Below are 16,800 nucleotides of genomic sequence, written 5' to 3'. Positions count from 1 at the left end.
TCGGGAGCCATCTCCACCAATTGAGATACAACTATGCAATAATGATTTATTGTACCGACCCATAACCCCAAGGGACGCTCAAAAAAAGTTTCGATACAGGAGTGAGCGTATGAAACCAAATAACAAATACTGATTAAAATTGAACAGTAATCCGCATCCTTCAATGTTCCCCTTCAAGAAAATAATACTTCTCTCCAGCTAATTTCCATGTCGGCTCATTCACAATTCCGTTTACCACTTTCAATGATTTTTTATTAATTTCTTGAAATTTCTTCACTGCCTGCTCTGTTTGCTCATCGAACAAATCTGTATTATCTAACTGCGGGATAGAGTTATAGCTCTTTCGAATGACATTAAGGAAGCCTTTCATAGCTCCAATTGCAGGATGCGTCATCCCCTTTATTAATTCTCCGGGATAGGATTTAGGAATCAAAGCTACCTGTTTAGCTTTCTGTATTGAAATATCGTCCCCGCAGAAGCGCTGTAGGATATCCATATAAGTCATCCCCTTTAAAACCATCCTGTTGGTCTCAAACTGTGACATTCCTTTATTATGACATGGATTTTTGGCGCAATATAGCGTCATGAGAGGATAGACTTTTTCACCCTTCCTGATGATATTTTGTCAATCACCTCATCTATCATCTGGCTCGTGGTGCCTCCTGGCACGTAGAACTGATCGAAGGCTGTTGAATTCGTAATATTAAAATTATACCCTAAGTCTGTATACACTTCGGTATATAATCGATTAAGTGTAAACGAGATTACGGCAAAGCCATTCGCATAAATAGCTTGCTCAGTTAGTCTGGGAATACCGCCAAACTCGATTGCACATACCCGTTTGATGTATTGTTTGAACGTATCACTTATAACTTTCTTATTGCTAAATTGGTGTAGGCGGAGAATAAGGGCTAACGCGCCCAAAAAAAATGGAAATATAGCTTGGGACAAATGGTTGCACATCCCCTGCGAACATATGGTGGAAACCTGGTAGTTCATGTTTTTTATCTTCGAATTGATTAGGGTCTTGATAAACCATACTATACGGAAGCCAATTTGAAATTCGCAAATCCTTGAATAAAAATACAAAATATAATAAATACCATATAATTGTCCATCTCGAGGTAATAACTCTCTATGTAAATCAAGCTATAGGCCGAGGAAAACTAGTGCTGCGACGTATTACGGGGTGGACGATACCTAGGGCGTCAAAACCCGCTTATGGTGCGTATATTGTTTTATTTCTTCCAACGTTGGTTCCCAGCCGTAAGCGTCTTTTTGATGTGACGAAGTGTCAAGCTAAGTGCGACACTTCCTCTGAAAAGGATTCGTAATCCCATTCTCCATCTAATGTGTGAGTAAACAGTCCTCCTAAGAAATAGCTTGATAACAGGACATTTTCCTCCGTCGGTTCTAAACTTAGCAAAGCTTCGATGGTTTTTAATGAATTTTCATCTTTAAAGTTCAGATTATTTACCTCGACAAATTTCTGTAGCTTCTCAAACTATCCTTTATCTAAAAAATTAGCAGAAGGAAGCGTATCTTTAGGCCATTCTCTTCAAACCATTTTAGAGCATACCGATCAATAATCTTTCCTAGGGTGATAAATATATCTCGTAATGAATCCTCATCCTCATAGTGATGCAACTTCTCCATCTTTGATCCATCAATGAAATAAAAACTATAAACTGATTCGGACTCAGTTATAAAAGTAATGCGTATTGCATTCTCTGTCCAATAACTTTTATCGATTTGGATTGTTTCCTTAAACCCATTGACTACTCTTGTAAAAAACCATGTATTGTTAAAATGCTCATAAGTAAAGTTCAAAGCAGCCAATTTGTTCCCTATGGCTTTTCTGATAATATTTGATATTTTCACGAAATATTCTCCTTACAAGATAATGGGACTGCATCCGTGGAACAGGAAAAAATCCTCCTAATCCCAATTTAATGAGCAAATGATCACCTTAGAGCATGTTGTCTCCTAATTATATATTTTCAGAATGAAGCTAAAAAGAAACCGCATAGAGTTTTATACTCCATGTGGTCAAAATAACCATACTATTAATTTTTAATCGTTCAAGAGTTCCTGATTTATTCTTTTCATTTCTTTAAGACACAAATCAATTCTGTCTAAATCTATGACTGTTTTATCAATGCCAGCTACAAAAAACAACTTTAGCCAGAAAGCATCCTCTTGAGCATAATTTTCAATAGCTTGTTCAATAGTTTCTTCTGTTAATGACTTCACAATAATATCTGATGGCGATGCAGGAATAAAATTAATATTCTCTTTGGTCATATAACTAATTAGATTTTTTGGAGTACATACAACAACAGAAATATTAGTCCCATCATCAAGTTCAATAAAAACATCTATATTATCATCTTCAATATCTACTATTTGAGATAGTGGAGTTGGATATACAATTTTTTTCACTCTCATTTGGTCCTCCTCATTTACTGTAAACTTTATATAAAATATTAATTACTGTTTGTTCGTTGGCCTTATTAGCCTTAGCCAAAATATTCATTTGACCATTATTCATTCTAAAAAATACTCTTGCTCCTTCTTTCCCCCTTAAGTAATTGATATCTCTTGTTAAATTTTTCATTCCAATTCCCGGGTTAACACTTCCTTTAAGGAATTTAGCCACAAACTCATCTGCTTCTATTTGAATTGCTGGATTTTCACCCATTTGTCGAGCTATTTTTACCCACTCTGCTTCTGATTTAATTAAAACTTGTGGCTTTTTCAATTTTTGTTAGATTTACGGATTATTTTCACATACGGCACAAGCTCAAACTCAATGTATCATTAATTTCCCTACATACGTATCCTCATTAATAAACCTTCCACTATCAGTTCTAATTTCAATAATATCTCCATGACCATTATAACGGGATAGGCCTTGGTTTGATCCGCATAGGCTGTAGCCTCTAATTTCAGATCTCGAATATAATTAGCTTTTAAAACAGTTTTTTTCATTTTTAATCGTAGCTTCTGCTATAATTTGCGCACTGTTTCCATCGTAATAGTAGCGGGAATGAATCCTCTACACCATTTTGAGTACAATATTCAGTATACTTCTTACGTTCATTCCACTCATTGATTTAAAATAAACAAAATGTTATATTGTCTATAATATAATCATCATTTAATTGAGGTGTTTGCTAAAATGGATCATTCCGAACTATTCTGGAATGCTGGTATCGAAGAACTGAAGCGTGGATATATTCGCCAAGGAGAGCAGGTCATTTGCTTGCTGGACGGACAGCGATATGAGCAAGGCATCATATATCAGGATCAAGGGGTATTTTATGACGCGGAGAGGTACATGCGACTTCATATTGAGCGGACGTACGGTTCGGTCTTTGACTATTTGATCGGTCTGGACAAAAAGCTGACTGGACTGACGGATCATCAGAATCGGTTGCTTCAGTTATTTTATCAAGGCATGGGCGATGCGGACATTCAAAAGGAAACCGGAATCGGTAGCGCATCTACCATACGTAATCATCGCTTTGGTCTCAAAGAAAAAGAACGGCAGGCCAAGGTTTTTCTCACATTAATGGAGCTGTTAAAGGAGAAAGATCGGCACGCTCCTGCCATTGTAGAAGTACCAGTACAAGCACGGATGGTGGACGAACGCTACAACATTACGGAAAACGAGCGGCAAAAGGTGCTCACGAAGTATTTTCCGAATGGTACAGACGGACGCCTTAAGACCTTTAAAATGCAAGAAAAGCACAAGCTGATTGTGCTGCGTGAAATTGCGAGCCGTTTTGTGAAGGGACAAATATATCATGAGAAGGATATCAATGCGATTTTACAGGAAGTGTATGACGATTATGTCACGGTGCGAAGATATATGATTGAATACAGTCTGTTGGATCGCAAGCCGGATGGCAGTGAATATTGGTTGAAGGAATCTTGAAGCTAGGCGCTTATGAAATAAGCATTTTGCATAAATCGATTCCCAAGGCTCGTAGGTACAATATATAGACGAACTAAAAGCGTTTCGATCTATACATTGCTGATTTGAAAACGCTCTTGGGATTTATGCAAAATGCTCAAATAGGAGGATTCGACAATGAATCGAAGAAAAGAACTGGTGCAGCAGTATATGGAGATTAAAACGGAAGCAGGAATCTATTGCATTCGCAATACACGTAATGGGAAAATTTTCGTCTCTTCCACGCCGAATTTAAAGTCGCTGAATGGACGGCGTTTTGAGCTAAATATGGGTGGATTTAAGAATAAACAACTACAACAGGAATGGAATGAGTACGGCGAAGATTCGTTTGAATTTGAAGTGCTGGACGTTTTGAAGAAAAAGGAATCCGCGTTCTTTGATGTCAAGGATGCACTAGCAAAGCTGGAGCAGACCTGGCTTGATCGACTCCAGCCTTTCGGGGACAAAGGGTATTTGTAAATTAACAATCCACGGGATGCTCTTCCCGAAGGTATCCAAAAATAACAGCGTCGACAAATTGACCTTTTTCATAAAAATAGTCTCTCAGGTGACCCTCTTTAGCAAAGCCACTTTTGAGTAGCAGCCGTTTGGAGCCTTCGTTATCTGGATCAATGAAGGCTTCTATACGGTGAACCTGCGGCAAATGAAAGCCATAATCCACTACCACCTTCATCGCCTCTGTCATCAAACCCTGCCGCCAATATTCCGGTGCCAGCTCATAGCCGATTTCAATACGGGAGTGCTCCTTCTGCCAGTTATGAAATCCAATTGTACCCACGATCCGCTCAGGAGCTTCTTTTAATGTAATCCCCCAACGAAAGCCCTCTTGCTTCTCATATCTGGTTAGCATCGAACGAATAAATTTTTCGGCTTGCTCTACCTCTGTAAAGCTTTCCAAGTCATAATATTGTGTGACCTCATCCTTGGAGAAATAACCGAATACATCCTCCGCATCCCCTACTGTAAGCTGTCTTAAACGAAGCCGATCAGTTTCTAAAATAGGAAACGTTTCCATTGACATTATCCATCTCCTCCTTCACATCGAAGAACCTTATCTTATCAGCCACCAGCCAATCCCAACTATCACTCCATTGATGAAGAATAATGCAATACATGCTCTCCACTTGCTGATTCCACTTGTTTGAAAAAAACCTGTTACTTTACTACGACACATGAACAACGTAAACAACAAATTCCAGATAATACGCATACCATATTTTACGTAGTATAAAGCAGGGTTTAACTGTACACCGCCCAACGTTGGAGGGACATCTGGAATAAACAGAATTGCACACGTATAACGCATGGTCTCATATGTAAAATAAAATACTGCCAGCCACCAAGCCCACTTCTTACCAAATAACATGCCGATACCGGCAGTCGTCCCTGCCAAACCAAGTAACGCGATAAATCCTTGAAACATGCCCCTACAAATGCCTACTAACGTAGAAGCCTCATTTAATGCATTAAGCGTCAATAGCTGGGTCACTAACAGAAGTGCTCCATTAAAGATCAATAAAATGGCTGAAATGCTTACACCTAAAGGTCGTTCGAAAACCACGTTGGTTACATAATCTTCTACTTCTTTTTTCGTATACAGATCTGACACTTCTTCTACTCTCCTAACCCAATTATATACATCCATTTTCGGGCGGGTATAATAACAGTATGTTCTCGCCTCATTCCCATATATCGGCTTTTAGGAAAATATGGTTTAATCTTCCCTAAAATTCAGTTATCCGTAGGCTAATCATTATTATTCAGTGCAGCCATGCTGCTAATGATCATCCTCTATGGTGTCAAATTAGCGTCATGAGAATTTCTATCATCAACTGAATCCCAAATAGAGTAATATCTATCCTTATAATACCATTCCAAGAAGGAATCTGACAAATGAATGGACTACTACTAGCGCTTATGAATGTATACGCGTTATTTTCGTGGCCCTGTAACCTTCAGATGACTGGATATACTCTACCTGATAACCCAGTCGGGCATCCAAAAGCCCTTCCATAAATGGAAGGCACGGACTGTAAATAAAACTCCCTCCTGGCCGAATGGCTCTAAGCAATTCCATATATTTGCGAGCGTACTCATGAATATTACCATCTGCCTTCAGATGATGATGTATAAAATGATTGGAGAATGCCATATGTGAAACGATCGTTCCCCATGTGCGTTCCCCAAAGGTGGTCTCTAACCAATCTCCTTGAGTGACCCAACCTTCTGTTTCAGCCAACCGATCTGTTCCGTAAGCCTCAATTCCACAGGCACGTAAATAAGTAACCAACCGTGCCTCAGATCCGCAACCAACATCTAGAACAGGCCCTTGCAAACGAGCAATGTCCAATCCTAGCAGATTGGCTTGCAACTCCGGCGTATATTCCTCACAAGGTATCCAAAAGGTATACTCACACTCTGCATACTTAGCAAACATTTCACGTCCGTTGGTACGAGTTAAAAAATCTCTCAAATGCCCGTAATGCTGCTGAAGCAGTAAGTCCAAGGTTGCTCTATCTATAAATTTCTTCTGGAACAGGTTCTCAATCCGGGTGAAAAGTCGATCATACAGCTCCGTAAGCTCCCTCACATGAGCTGTGTGAAAATGTAGATATTGATTGGTATTTACAAACTGGGACAGTATTTTAGCCGCTACATCCGTCACAAAAGCGTTATACATATGCTGGCGCTTCAAGCCTTGAAGCATGAGCATCAGTTCTGAGCTTCTCTGCGTCAGCCAGTACGTCATTTCCGTTGAAGGTCCTAACAGAACAGAACCCTCGCGCATATAAAATAAACTCCGATGCTGATTGTACAGGAGTTGACCGTTAATAAGTTTATGAAGTTGAGCGACTGTCATTCTCGCTTCCTCCTTAAGATCCAGAACATTAAAGCCCTACCCAAGCCTAAACAATGTTATCTTTGGGTAGGGCCAGCTTATTTTCTAAGTATACCATGGCTATGGAAATAATGTTTTATTGCGAATCTTCCACCTGTACATAAGAGGATAAAGGAATATTCAGCTCACGTATTCCCTGAGCTACCAGCCGAGCTATTTGCTCCGCACCATATTCCTGAAAATGAGTATCATCCTTCACTCCATCAGGAAATGCAGGATACACCCCTGGCTCCACATGCAAAAATAACGGGAGTGTTCCTTCCAGTCCAAGTGTATCATAGTACGCTACACTCAAGCGGCTAAGATCGACCAGTGCAACATTTGTCTCCGATGCTGTTTCCTTCATGGCCTGCACATATTCCGGGAAACTAATCCGAAACGAGGCACTTGCCGCATCATAATCCCGGCGGCCAACAGGAGTAATTAGCACAGGTGTTGCACCGCGTTGGATGGCTCCTTGGATGTAGGTTTTTAAGTAAACTTTGTAATCCGCGGGTGAAACATAACGCTCTTGGTTGTTGATCGCGGCATCATTATGCCCAAACTGAATGAGCAGATAATCTCCTGGACGGATATTGCGTAAAATATCATCTAACCGCCCTTGTACCAGAAAGGTTTTCGTACTTCGTCCACCAATAGAACGGTTCACAAAAATAGGCTCATCTGTGAAGAACGGAGCAATCATTTGCCCCCAGCCCGCCTGAGGCTTCATCGCGGATTTATAGGTTTGAACCGTAGAATCTCCCGCAAGGTATACCGAAGGATGTTCTCCAGCCGTTCGAGCATCCTTTGGGGTAATAACCAAAGCGTTAATCTTCGCTTCATTACCTGAGAAATACAATTCGAGCTGACCGTCGATGAGTGCAAGTTCAAATCCAGCCTCGACAAATTGTCCTGCTGTTTTGGCAGTAGGTTCTACCTTGACGATGGACTCGGCTTTAACCGTAATGTCTGTGTTTCCGGCAGTATCTCCGGCAATCAGGGAAAGCGTGTAATCCGCAGGTGGTAAATTGACAACAAAGGATGATCCTTGAACACGAACAAAATCTGAGCGTATAGCATCACTTCCACCACGATCTTCTTCATTCACTTTGGAAAGATCGGTAAATCCATAGCCTCGCTCAGGCGTGTAAACATCATTGGCAGTGACTTGGGTGTAGCCGTCAGCTACCTTGCCGGGGCCAAAATCAAAACGAAGAGGTGCCACAAGCTGTTTTTCGGCTAATGCCTGCCCTGGGATAAGTATGGTTGCAAACAACAAGCTGAACCCTGCGCATAATCCAATCATCTTACTGAACAACCTGAGACGCTTTCCCTTTTGTTTCAAGCGCAACCCTCGCTTTTCAGATTATTTGAGTGGTTTGTCATCGTCTATACATGTATTGATCCCCACCAGCTTTTGACAGCCTTGGTCCAGCGCCCAGGATACCACAATGCCAACCGTGTACCTGATCAGATCCGCGGTCAGGAATCCTTTCCCAAGCACCAAGCCGCCCAAAGTCGTTGCCCGAATGTGGTTAATCCAGGGAGCCTGGTACATCTGGCTGAACTCAATGGCGAAGCAAAACAGCAAGCTGAACCACAGGGCTACGGACAATTGACGATTCACCCCCAACATTCTCAGCCCAAAATAAATCATGCACGCCCACAAGGCATCCCCAAAGTGATTAGCAACGAATTCAGGCAACTGGGAGGAGAAAACCCGGCTTCCCAAACCCAACAAGATCGTGACCAGCACAGCAACTAGGTACGCAGCACGGGCCTTCCAGCGGAATTTCGCCTTTATTTCCCGAATGGCCTTCCTGCTGACGCTCTTACGAACGCTCCTCATGCTAAATCACCTGTCCTAATGCTGGGACATCTTCGCCAAGCTGCGGGAAATTTTTAAGCACCCTCTCTTGGATAGCGTTTGCAAGATTGCAGAACCTTTTGCTGATGTCATATTGTATGCACACCAACTTGTCTGTATTTTTCATAATATAATTAATCATAATGAGCCTCCGTAATATCGTACAAACATATCAGCAACTTCCAAACTGTTCATGTGAGGATACTAAAATTCAATACCACGCACCTTGGCAAAAACCATTTGGTGTGCCATGCTTCCCTTTTCATCATACTCGACGTTTCTTAAAATCCCCTCCAGTGTAAAACCTGCAGACCGCTGCTGGCTACAAATTCTCCCGAAGCCGTATCAAATATATACAACATCATATCAGAGCGATCCAGAAATTTAAGCCTGGCTTGACGCGAACGGATTTCAGATTCCTCTACCGTCGGAAGATTTCTTGCAAACGGAAGCCAAGGCCGCAGTTCATTCGCACTCTCTCGCATCGCCTCATTGACTGCCGCTCCATCCCCCCACTGCGGAGCGCGTATGGTCAATCGCTCCGTCTGGAATTGGTCCGGGAACGATAAGAGAATGGGATTCGGTTGCTGCTCCATTCTCATGATGCACCCTCCTCCTTATTCGTTGAATAACTACGACGATCCAGCCAACCTGTGATTTCACGCAAACTCCCAATCTGATAGTCCGGTACAATGCCCGTTTCCTGCCACGTCATAAAGCCTTCCAGCCAGATGGTATGCAATCCTGCACTTTGTGCACCACGAATATCATTTGTCGGGTGATCGCCTACATAGCAGGCATGGCCGGGATCGACAATGTCCAGCTCATTCAGAGCCAACTCGAAAATTCGAGGATGAGGCTTCTGGATGTTGACGCCACCCGATACGATAATAGAATCCACATAATCCCTCAGCATAACTCGGTCGATTTTCGCTTGCTGCGTGCGGAGTGAGCCGTTGGTAATAATACCGAGCTTCAAGCCACGCGACCGCAGTTCGGACAATACTTCCTTGGCCCCGTCCATCAACACCGTAAACTTATGAAATTCACTATACCAAAAGCCCAGCATCTCTTGTACTGACGTATCGGGATTTTTCAGTTCCAAGTCTGTATGCAGCTCGGTATACAGTTCCTTCTTATCCCGGTATCCGTCCCGATCCGCCAATCGTATCTGTTCAACGACAGCCGCGCGGATCGCCGGTTCTTCTGCCACTATAAATCGTTCTATAAAGCGCTCTGTATATGCCGCAAACGCCTGTTTACGATGAATAAGAGTATTATCCAGATCAAAAATGATTGCTTCTATGGACATAAATAGCTCCCTTCCTTCATCCTCTTGTATCGATTAGGCTGAAACAAACTGAATAATTCCTATTAGAAGTAAAAGAAAAAAAATAGACAAGAAAATAATGATCATGTACTTCAAGATTCTCTTGGAGGTCGACTTTTGTTCTAGTTTGGTCTCGATCTGGGTCAACCTTTCTTTGATTTCTTCCAAATCCTGCTCCACCTTCACATCATGCTCCCCTTCCTTCGTTTCGACTTATTCATCTTCCTGACACTCACTCACACAAGTTGCTCCAAAAACGCACTTTTTTTACGGCATTAAAATCAATTTGTTCATAAGGCTTCTCCCCAAATTCCAGCTTGAAATACTCCTGCAAACATTCCCCATACACGATAATATCCGTTTGATATACGGAAAATACCGGATTCCCTTCTTCAGATGGCTGCTCTGGGATATATCGATGTCCGTTGATTGGGATTAGCTTGGGCACACGTAAAAACTCACGTTTACATATATCAACAGCTTCCGCCGAATCTGTCGGTTTTTCGCCCCATTCGGGAGGCCAGAATACATGCTGCTCTACATCAAAAATCATACCTTCCAGCGGCCAATTCAACCTTTGCTTGATTACACCCATCCGCTGTGGTGACGTATCTCTCCAAGGGATAAAGCTTTTACCGATGGGAAGAACACTCATCAGAAGCTCCCTCAAATCGGGCGGGAAGTGAATATCATACCTGCCTTCGACGTCGGTAATCTCCTGCGTGGATAAGCCTGGAGCTAGGGTCACATCGTGTTTACGTAATAAATCTATGATATAAGCGATATCCATCTCTTATCGACTCCTCAGCAGCTAGCGCGCTCGGTATCCATGATCAATTGACCATCTTTATCTTCAAACTCAGGATGTATGGCATAAATTCCCGTCGTCGTGATTTCATCGCTCCCATAGGCAAAATCGCAGCGGTACCCCTGAATAGGCAGTTGTTTCCTGCCTCCTTCTTCCGGCGTGTAGAATCGATATTTTATTGTAAAATCGTGCGTATGCTGTCTGCTGGTTTCATAGGGAGTCCACATTTCATATCATCCCCTTAGGTCTTTTCCAAAAATATGTACTTCTTTCTAGTGTAGTTCAATAGGAAAAGAAATCCAAGACCTATCCGCAATACATTGCTGAATAAGCTTGGATTATATGAGAGTCCTTCATTAATATGTATGACTGCTATGCTTGCTGTCCGTTCACCTGAATATCTACGGATACTTGCTGTCCCAACCAAACCCGCATGCGATTCCACGAAAAAACCTGCTCCATGTGAAATACACCATATGGAAGTTCTGAACGGTACAGGGCGAGCGCTGCAAAGACGGATGCCTTAGCGGTTAATTCAGACTGATGGTGACCCCTTAGCCGGCATTCGACCTTCGTTTCCTTGCCATTGAGAATTCCTCGAGCATCTACCTTCACCGCTACAGCATTCCCTCCTATATGTACCTTGCCAAAGCTGCGAACCACCGCATCACGCACGGTTTGCTGTCGGAGTAGACCTGATACTCCTATCGTTCGAAGTCCTGCCAGTAGCCGGGTGGTCAGGCGTGAATCGAAGCAAAGGCGTGTGCTAACCGTAGGAACTTTGAGCGTACGTGGAAGTGTCTGCTGATCCGAAAAAGGGAATCGATACGCCCGATGACGACCTACTCCTGCACCAAAGTCTGCTACTTTGCCATCGGTAAAGCTTTTTCGAGTCACAGGACGTCCCTGTTCTATAACCTCCAAATCGGCATGAATCTGATCTACTGTCCACTCAATGGCAGCCTGACCGTGTCGATCCCCCAAGCCCAGCATCAAAGATATATTCAACTCATCCGTCTGATCCATGAGCTGTGTCGCTTGCAGTGCCAACAGATTGGTCAGTCCCGGAGCTAATCCTACACTTAACAGGGCGGTGGCCTGATAATCTCGGGCCTCCTGATGACACTGCTCCACCTGACTCAAAAAATCCGCATTCGCGGTAATGTCCATGTAATGCACCCCATGTCGAAGACAAGCACGTACCAAGGCCGTATTGTCCTGATCCAGACACATGATCACCAATTTGGCTTGCTCTAATATCGACGGGTCCATCGGCTCATGAATATTAAGCTGCAAAGGCCGTATCTTACCATGCGATTGTTGGCTAAATTCAGTGGCCCGCTCCAGGCTACGACCTGCGGCAAATACCTTGCCGGGAAACATTTCACTTAACTCCGTGCATACCATTTTTCCAACATGGCCATACCCGCCAATGATGATGATGTTAGCTTTAGCCTTTGTCATAAGCCATCTCTCCCTCTTTAACCGCAAACCATGCATTCACTAAAAAAGCGCCATAATACTGGGTGACGTGGGTAAAACCCGCATTTATCAACAGTTCCTGTATTGCCGCATTGGACACCGGGTTTGACTCACGACCGATGGAAGCAGAGAATCGTTCCCAATCCTCCAGCGAAATGCCTTGACTTAGCATATGACCTTTCCATGCCTGCATTTGGATGGAAAAAGAAGGCTCCTGCGGATTCCCATTAATAGAAGCTAGACAAAAAGGCGCACCCGGCTTGAGTCGAGCGGATATCTGACGTAGCAATGCCTGTTTACTTTCCAAGTTCTGAAGAAAATGAAGCACCAGCAGGCAGGTTGCAGCGTCATAGATCGGTCCTCTGGATGACTCTTCCAACGTACCTGCAACAAACGATATTTTTGAACTGATGCCCGCATGTGTCACACGCTTATGTGCCAAATCCAGCATGTGCTCAGAGGGATCAACTGCCGTAAAGGACCATGCTTCATGGCGCCCTCCGAGCGTAATCAATTCCTGACCACCTCCAGCTCCGACAATTAGCACCTTCGGCTCTATATTTTGAATATGAGCTTGTGCCTCAAGCTGTGTGGTTATCAAACCATCTGTCATCTCGTACAAATGAGCATATCCAGGTATTTTTAAAGCAATCGTATCCGCGTACTTGTGCACATTCGGATGATTCCAGCTCATAGGTTGATTTGAGTCCGTATTTCCAATAGGGGTATGTCTCATATGTGCTTTCCTCCAAACATTTAGCCTTGATCTTCTCAGACCATTCGTTTATTGTAGATTTAATTAAGAATCATTCTCAATTATAAAGACAATACGAATATCCACCATCCCATAAATGTGGGATTTAATAATCGTACTTGAGAATCTCCAGCTTTCTCGATAGGAGTAAATAATGAACGCACACTACAAGCACACCCTAATCGACCGCTTGCGTACTCAGGTTACTTTCGATGCGGCGTGCTGTACCTCAGTAGATCCGCGTACGCTGCTTTCCACAGGGGCATTTACAGAGTCGGGTGTGGAGGACATTCATAACAAACTACTAGAATACGAATACCTGCACGACGATATGATGAAATATGATCAGTTGGTGCGAGAAGGACAGTCTGTAGCGACGCTACATGGGTCTACACAAGGCCAACCGGATCGGAGCACACGATATAGAGATGTTTTGCAACCCGCCGGATTCGGGGACGAGCTACGTGTTCCGTTTATGTACAAAGGGAGCTGTTGGGGATTTCTTACGTTGTTCCGTCATCACGGAAAGCCTGTATTCAGCGTGGAAGAGCAACAACTGCTTGAAACGTTAGCGCCGTCCATAGCCTACCATCTGCGTCAGGCCAGTGTCGGTTTATCTTCAGCCCCTGTCATGATCACGGAAAATGAACTTGAGCCAGGAGTTCTAATGCTTTCCGATAAGCTAGAACCGATCTCGTCCAATACAGTAGCAATGCATTGGCTAAAGCTGCTTCGGCAGCAGGAGGGAATCCATGAAGACGGTCTTCCGGCTCCCGTCCGGGTGGTATGCTTGCGAGCGCTATCCACTGCCACTGCACCAGCACGACTATGTATCCCTTCCACAGACGCAGGAACCCCATGGGTAACCATCAGAGCCACCCTTCTGCAAGGCGGACAGAAGCATACGGGACAGAAGCAGCTAGCCGTATGTTTTGAGGCTGCTAAAGCAACTGACATGCTACCGCTTATGGCTGAGGTGTACTCATGGTCCAAACGAGAGAGACAAATTGTCCAACTCATTGTTCAGGGCTTTTCGACCAAGGAGCTGGCCAGCGCACTTCATATTACTGCCTACACGGTGCAGGATCACCTGAAAGCGATTTTCTTGAAAACAGATGTAAGCAGCCGTCGTGAGCTAGTATGGAAGGTATATTCCAGATTCAATTAACCTATGTAAAAAAGACAGATGACCCGATTAGGGAGCATCTGTCTTTGCATCACTGCTCTATTGGAATGCCAGAGCCTTATTTCTTCGAAGAGGAGTTCGTATCATCGTATGACACTGGTGAGGGCTTCGCAATCCATTCATCAGCCTCAGGCTCGATATCCACGCCATTTTCCAGCTTCGTTTTCTCCATCAAGGAATCTCCGTCCTCGTCCTTCTTGTTGCGGATTTTCGCTTCGTCTTGAGTGTGGTCGCTCATGTTGATTCCTCCTTTTTTAATTTCATCTGATGGTTGTACCTTACTCATAATTACCCATTGCTGTCCTGTACAAACCTCTACACGACCAGATGCCCTTTTTTCTCCGCCGGTCCAATGGTCGCCTCAATGCCAGCATTAAACTCCAGAAAGTCACTTTCTACTCCATCACTGAAAATAACTCCGTTTTCCGGCATCTGCGATGCAATCCGTAACGGTTTTTCGGCTGCTACCTGACCAAACACGAGATCCGCAGCAGTCGTTCGACTGGGGAATGGTTCTCTCACCGTAAAATAAAGCGATGGCGAACTCCAGGTTGCACGATGATCATGACTCATTCCGTCTGCTGTCCCTTCCTGACTGAAGGCTGTACCGGGCATCAATTGGCTTGGAGTCAGCGAGATTGGATGCCGTGTAGCACTGCCGACAATTCCGGCCGCTCCAGCCAGCACACTGGTCAGCCAGCCCGTCGCTCCCAATCCGGTTGAAACGATAATCCCGCTGGAGGATTGCTGCTCTACCTGATCCTCCAGCCTTAGCTCATATCTCGCGGAGACATGAGTTTTGCGTCCAATGAACAAATCATTTACAGCATACAAGGATTGGCCATCATTTAATTGGGCCTTAGCCAGCGTAACTTCCTTAATTGGCCGTCTGTGCATGAATACATCCGGCACTACCCATCGCAGGTCGGATACGGTAAACGGCAGCAATACCCCGTCCCAGCGCAATGGATCTGGATTCACACCGATAAGCGGCTGCTCGGTCAAATATTTTAATGTGTTGGCTACCAGCCCATCCTGACCCAGCACCACCACTGTATCCTGCTCACCAAAAATAAAGTTCGGCACATGCTCCCGTTCCACAACCTGAACACGACCCAAGGCCGTTAACTCCGACGTTGCCGTTGCCACCGCCCTGCGGTAATTTTCGTCCTCCAGCACATAATCACTGAAATCCGCACCCAGCCGTTCCATAAAGAAACGAGCCTGCTGCACCGTATTGTATCGGACAATCAGTTCCTCCAGTCGCGTTTTACGCTTCACCAAAATGATCTTCTGCTCTGTCATTCGGCCGCTCATCGTGTTCTTCCTCCAGATCCTCTCGATCCTCCTGATCCGCTTGCTCCCGTATCTGACATGAGACCTTGCAGCAGATCCGGCGTAATATTTAGCTGACCGATTTTTCCTGCATTTTCTGCAAGCTCCTGGAATGCAATCGCAATTAGTTTATCCGGGCTCATATCCATGTTAGCCATAGCTTGAAGTACGTTCGGTTCAACATCCTGCAACGATTTCATGACGGCTGTCAGCTCATAGGCCTTGGCATCGGCTTCTGCCTTTTTATTCGTGACGGTCAGCTCAATCAGCTCGCGTTTTTTCTCCTCCAAGGCCGTGTCAAATCGTAGCTGCTCCTCTTTCATCTCGCTTTGCTTTTGCTTCACAGAACGCTCGGCATCGAGTTGAGTTTCGCGGATTTGTTTCTTTTTCGTCTCCACTGCAATCTCAGTGTTCAGCTCGTTTTCCTTCACACGCCGCTCTTGCTCAATAGATGCATTACGACGCTCATACAAAGCATGATCCGCGTTGCGAAGAATCTCTTCCCTCGCTTGAGCCTCCAGCGCTCTCATCGTCTCCTTATTAGGTAGAATCGCCAAAATCGACAGCCCCATAACCTCAATGCCGAGCTTTTCCATTTCCGTATGCTGAGCAATATCCTTTGTCATGTTTTGGGCCAGACGTTCACTGGACTGAACAGCTTCTTTGAGCGGGACACGCTCCAAATACTTTTTGGTAAGCACCTTGGCAATGTTAATCACCCGTTGGGCCAGCTTGCTTGGATCATCCGAAATGTAACGTCGTTCCTTCAAGTCATACGTATAGTTTAAAATCTGCGTCGTTCTCCGATAATCCACAATTCGATAAGTCAGTTGCCCCTGTACCGTCACCGCCTGAAAATCATTTGTCATGTCCTCAAACATGAACGGCGCATCAATAGAAGAGACGGGCACGACAACAACCGAGGTGGTCGGGGCGTAGTAATAAAAGGATAATCCAACACCCTCCCGAACCACCTTCCCGTTTTTCACCTTCATCACATATTCACTGGGCTGAAATTTAACAAAATTAAATCCAAACATAGTCGCTTCCCCGCTTTCTTTATAGTTTATATTATTTTGTTATTATCATTTTGTTATTAACAATAAAATAACACATGTTTCCGATAATATCAATATGACATTTATATAAAAAAGGCCGCTTTCTCTCCGATATGCTCG

General features: G+C 44.0%; 22 protein-coding genes and 1 pseudogene. 3 read left to right on the top strand and 20 right to left on the bottom strand.

Annotated features, from left to right (window positions below; all coding sequences use genetic code 11):
• Window positions 1-160: 160 nt before the first annotated feature.
• From MKY35_RS07135 to MKY35_RS07115, 5 genes are all read right to left on the bottom strand, one after another.
• Window positions 161-496, bottom strand: coding sequence for a peptidoglycan-binding domain-containing protein (locus tag MKY35_RS07135; RefSeq protein WP_342445991.1), 336 nt, complete (start codon window positions 494-496; stop codon window positions 161-163).
• An 86-nt stretch (window positions 497-582) separates the two neighbouring features.
• Entirely contained in the window at window positions 583-999 is a 417-nt protein-coding gene (locus MKY35_RS07130; protein ID WP_342445990.1) for a hypothetical protein, read from the bottom strand.
• A 516-nt stretch (window positions 1,000-1,515) separates the two neighbouring features.
• Complete coding sequence (locus MKY35_RS07125) at window positions 1,516-1,881, bottom strand: hypothetical protein (RefSeq protein ID WP_342445989.1); 366 nt, start codon at window positions 1,879-1,881, stop codon at window positions 1,516-1,518.
• A 192-nt stretch (window positions 1,882-2,073) separates the two neighbouring features.
• The gene (locus MKY35_RS07120; RefSeq protein WP_342445988.1) at window positions 2,074-2,448 is read right to left on the bottom strand and encodes a hypothetical protein; all 375 of its coding nucleotides are present in this window, start codon (window positions 2,446-2,448) and stop codon (window positions 2,074-2,076) included.
• 10 nt (window positions 2,449-2,458) lie between these two features.
• Window positions 2,459-2,761, bottom strand: coding sequence for a hypothetical protein (locus tag MKY35_RS07115; protein ID WP_342445987.1), 303 nt, complete (start codon window positions 2,759-2,761; stop codon window positions 2,459-2,461).
• Window positions 2,762-3,181: 420 nt separating this feature from the next.
• Between MKY35_RS07115 and MKY35_RS07110 the strand changes: the two genes are divergently transcribed.
• On the top strand, window positions 3,182-3,940 hold the full coding sequence (locus MKY35_RS07110; protein ID WP_342445986.1) for a DUF2087 domain-containing protein: 759 nt from the start codon (window positions 3,182-3,184) through the stop codon (window positions 3,938-3,940).
• A 156-nt stretch (window positions 3,941-4,096) separates the two neighbouring features.
• Window positions 4,097-4,438: a GIY-YIG nuclease family protein gene (locus MKY35_RS07105; protein ID WP_342445985.1), complete on the top strand. Its 342-nt coding sequence runs from the start codon at window positions 4,097-4,099 to the stop codon at window positions 4,436-4,438.
• A gap of 1 nt (window position 4,439) precedes the next feature.
• Here MKY35_RS07105 and MKY35_RS07100 read toward each other — a convergent pair whose 3' ends face one another.
• The 12 genes and pseudogenes from MKY35_RS07100 to MKY35_RS07045 form a co-directional block, all read right to left on the bottom strand.
• A complete protein-coding gene (locus tag MKY35_RS07100) occupies window positions 4,440-5,000 on the bottom strand; it encodes a GNAT family N-acetyltransferase (protein ID WP_342445984.1) in 561 nt (186 codons plus the stop codon).
• A gap of 30 nt (window positions 5,001-5,030) precedes the next feature.
• On the bottom strand, window positions 5,031-5,588 hold the full coding sequence (locus MKY35_RS07095) for a hypothetical protein (protein WP_340954859.1): 558 nt from the start codon (window positions 5,586-5,588) through the stop codon (window positions 5,031-5,033).
• A 306-nt stretch (window positions 5,589-5,894) separates the two neighbouring features.
• Complete coding sequence (locus MKY35_RS07090; protein WP_342445983.1) at window positions 5,895-6,839, bottom strand: class I SAM-dependent methyltransferase; 945 nt, start codon at window positions 6,837-6,839, stop codon at window positions 5,895-5,897.
• A 115-nt stretch (window positions 6,840-6,954) separates the two neighbouring features.
• Window positions 6,955-8,166 (bottom strand): SGNH/GDSL hydrolase family protein, encoded by a 1,212-nt coding sequence (locus MKY35_RS07085; RefSeq protein ID WP_029516446.1) that lies wholly within the window; start codon window positions 8,164-8,166, stop codon window positions 6,955-6,957.
• A gap of 60 nt (window positions 8,167-8,226) precedes the next feature.
• Window positions 8,227-8,709 (bottom strand): DUF2809 domain-containing protein, encoded by a 483-nt coding sequence (locus tag MKY35_RS07080; protein WP_342445982.1) that lies wholly within the window; start codon window positions 8,707-8,709, stop codon window positions 8,227-8,229.
• A 1-nt stretch (window position 8,710) separates the two neighbouring features.
• The gene (locus MKY35_RS07075; protein ID WP_209949598.1) at window positions 8,711-8,869 is read right to left on the bottom strand and encodes a hypothetical protein; all 159 of its coding nucleotides are present in this window, start codon (window positions 8,867-8,869) and stop codon (window positions 8,711-8,713) included.
• Between the two features lie 62 nt (window positions 8,870-8,931).
• A pseudogene (locus tag MKY35_RS07070) lies at window positions 8,932-9,329 on the bottom strand (hypothetical protein).
• Window positions 9,326-10,039: an HAD family hydrolase gene (locus MKY35_RS07065; RefSeq protein ID WP_342445981.1), complete on the bottom strand. Its 714-nt coding sequence runs from the start codon at window positions 10,037-10,039 to the stop codon at window positions 9,326-9,328. The pseudogene MKY35_RS07070 and the gene MKY35_RS07065 overlap by 4 nt, the downstream one beginning before the upstream one ends.
• A gap of 250 nt (window positions 10,040-10,289) precedes the next feature.
• Window positions 10,290-10,847 carry an SMI1/KNR4 family protein gene (locus MKY35_RS07060; protein ID WP_342445980.1) on the bottom strand — a complete coding sequence of 186 codons (558 nt, stop codon included), beginning with the start codon at window positions 10,845-10,847 and terminating at the stop codon, window positions 10,290-10,292.
• Between the two features lie 14 nt (window positions 10,848-10,861).
• Complete coding sequence (locus MKY35_RS07055) at window positions 10,862-11,092, bottom strand: hypothetical protein (protein ID WP_342445979.1); 231 nt, start codon at window positions 11,090-11,092, stop codon at window positions 10,862-10,864.
• Between the two features lie 145 nt (window positions 11,093-11,237).
• Window positions 11,238-12,329, bottom strand: coding sequence for a saccharopine dehydrogenase NADP-binding domain-containing protein (locus MKY35_RS07050; protein ID WP_342445978.1), 1,092 nt, complete (start codon window positions 12,327-12,329; stop codon window positions 11,238-11,240).
• On the bottom strand, window positions 12,316-13,083 hold the full coding sequence (locus MKY35_RS07045) for a methyltransferase (protein WP_342445977.1): 768 nt from the start codon (window positions 13,081-13,083) through the stop codon (window positions 12,316-12,318). The genes MKY35_RS07050 and MKY35_RS07045 overlap by 14 nt, the downstream gene beginning before the upstream one ends.
• Before the next feature lie 172 nt (window positions 13,084-13,255).
• On the opposite strand from MKY35_RS07045, the gene MKY35_RS07040 reads away from it, so the two are divergent.
• Window positions 13,256-14,269: a LuxR C-terminal-related transcriptional regulator gene (locus MKY35_RS07040; protein ID WP_342445976.1), complete on the top strand. Its 1,014-nt coding sequence runs from the start codon at window positions 13,256-13,258 to the stop codon at window positions 14,267-14,269.
• Between the two features lie 76 nt (window positions 14,270-14,345).
• Here MKY35_RS07040 and MKY35_RS07035 read toward each other — a convergent pair whose 3' ends face one another.
• The 3 genes from MKY35_RS07035 to MKY35_RS07025 all read right to left on the bottom strand — a co-directional run bounded on the left by MKY35_RS07035 (window position 14,346) and on the right by MKY35_RS07025 (window position 16,662).
• Window positions 14,346-14,525 carry a hypothetical protein gene (locus tag MKY35_RS07035; protein ID WP_013309345.1) on the bottom strand — a complete coding sequence of 60 codons (180 nt, stop codon included), beginning with the start codon at window positions 14,523-14,525 and terminating at the stop codon, window positions 14,346-14,348.
• Between the two features lie 77 nt (window positions 14,526-14,602).
• The gene (locus tag MKY35_RS07030; RefSeq protein WP_342445975.1) at window positions 14,603-15,604 is read right to left on the bottom strand and encodes a sugar kinase; all 1,002 of its coding nucleotides are present in this window, start codon (window positions 15,602-15,604) and stop codon (window positions 14,603-14,605) included.
• Window positions 15,601-16,662 (bottom strand): SPFH domain-containing protein, encoded by a 1,062-nt coding sequence (locus MKY35_RS07025; protein WP_342445974.1) that lies wholly within the window; start codon window positions 16,660-16,662, stop codon window positions 15,601-15,603. The genes MKY35_RS07030 and MKY35_RS07025 overlap by 4 nt, the downstream gene beginning before the upstream one ends.
• Between the last annotated feature and the right edge of the window lie 138 nt (window positions 16,663-16,800).

It is taken from the genome of Paenibacillus sp. FSL L8-0638 (genome assembly GCF_038593075.1).
In the GTDB taxonomy this organism is placed as follows: Bacteria; Bacillota; Bacilli; order Paenibacillales; family Paenibacillaceae; genus Paenibacillus; species Paenibacillus polymyxa_D.
Note: the sequence above shows the minus strand (reverse complement) of the source record. Positions and strands in the feature narration are given on the sequence as shown.

Coding starts and splice junctions, on each gene's coding strand:
- MKY35_RS07135 (WP_342445991.1), bottom strand. CDS start 496: ATGGATATCCTACAGCGCTTCTGCGGGGACGATATTTCAATACAGAAA.
- MKY35_RS07130 (WP_342445990.1), bottom strand. CDS start 999: ATGAACTACCAGGTTTCCACCATATGTTCGCAGGGGATGTGCAACCAT.
- MKY35_RS07120 (WP_342445988.1), bottom strand. CDS start 2,448: ATGAGAGTGAAAAAAATTGTATATCCAACTCCACTATCTCAAATAGTA.
- MKY35_RS07110 (WP_342445986.1), top strand. CDS start 3,182: ATGGATCATTCCGAACTATTCTGGAATGCTGGTATCGAAGAACTGAAG.
- MKY35_RS07105 (WP_342445985.1), top strand. CDS start 4,097: ATGAATCGAAGAAAAGAACTGGTGCAGCAGTATATGGAGATTAAAACG.
- MKY35_RS07100 (WP_342445984.1), bottom strand. CDS start 5,000: ATGTCAATGGAAACGTTTCCTATTTTAGAAACTGATCGGCTTCGTTTA.
- MKY35_RS07090 (WP_342445983.1), bottom strand. CDS start 6,839: ATGACAGTCGCTCAACTTCATAAACTTATTAACGGTCAACTCCTGTAC.
- MKY35_RS07085 (WP_029516446.1), bottom strand. CDS start 8,166: ATGATTGGATTATGCGCAGGGTTCAGCTTGTTGTTTGCAACCATACTT.
- MKY35_RS07080 (WP_342445982.1), bottom strand. CDS start 8,709: ATGAGGAGCGTTCGTAAGAGCGTCAGCAGGAAGGCCATTCGGGAAATA.
- MKY35_RS07075 (WP_209949598.1), bottom strand. CDS start 8,869: ATGATTAATTATATTATGAAAAATACAGACAAGTTGGTGTGCATACAA.
- MKY35_RS07065 (WP_342445981.1), bottom strand. CDS start 10,039: ATGTCCATAGAAGCAATCATTTTTGATCTGGATAATACTCTTATTCAT.
- MKY35_RS07060 (WP_342445980.1), bottom strand. CDS start 10,847: ATGGATATCGCTTATATCATAGATTTATTACGTAAACACGATGTGACC.
- MKY35_RS07055 (WP_342445979.1), bottom strand. CDS start 11,092: ATGTGGACTCCCTATGAAACCAGCAGACAGCATACGCACGATTTTACA.
- MKY35_RS07050 (WP_342445978.1), bottom strand. CDS start 12,329: ATGACAAAGGCTAAAGCTAACATCATCATCATTGGCGGGTATGGCCAT.
- MKY35_RS07045 (WP_342445977.1), bottom strand. CDS start 13,083: ATGAGACATACCCCTATTGGAAATACGGACTCAAATCAACCTATGAGC.
- MKY35_RS07040 (WP_342445976.1), top strand. CDS start 13,256: ATGAACGCACACTACAAGCACACCCTAATCGACCGCTTGCGTACTCAG.
- MKY35_RS07035 (WP_013309345.1), bottom strand. CDS start 14,525: ATGAGCGACCACACTCAAGACGAAGCGAAAATCCGCAACAAGAAGGAC.
- MKY35_RS07030 (WP_342445975.1), bottom strand. CDS start 15,604: ATGAGCGGCCGAATGACAGAGCAGAAGATCATTTTGGTGAAGCGTAAA.
- MKY35_RS07025 (WP_342445974.1), bottom strand. CDS start 16,662: ATGTTTGGATTTAATTTTGTTAAATTTCAGCCCAGTGAATATGTGATG.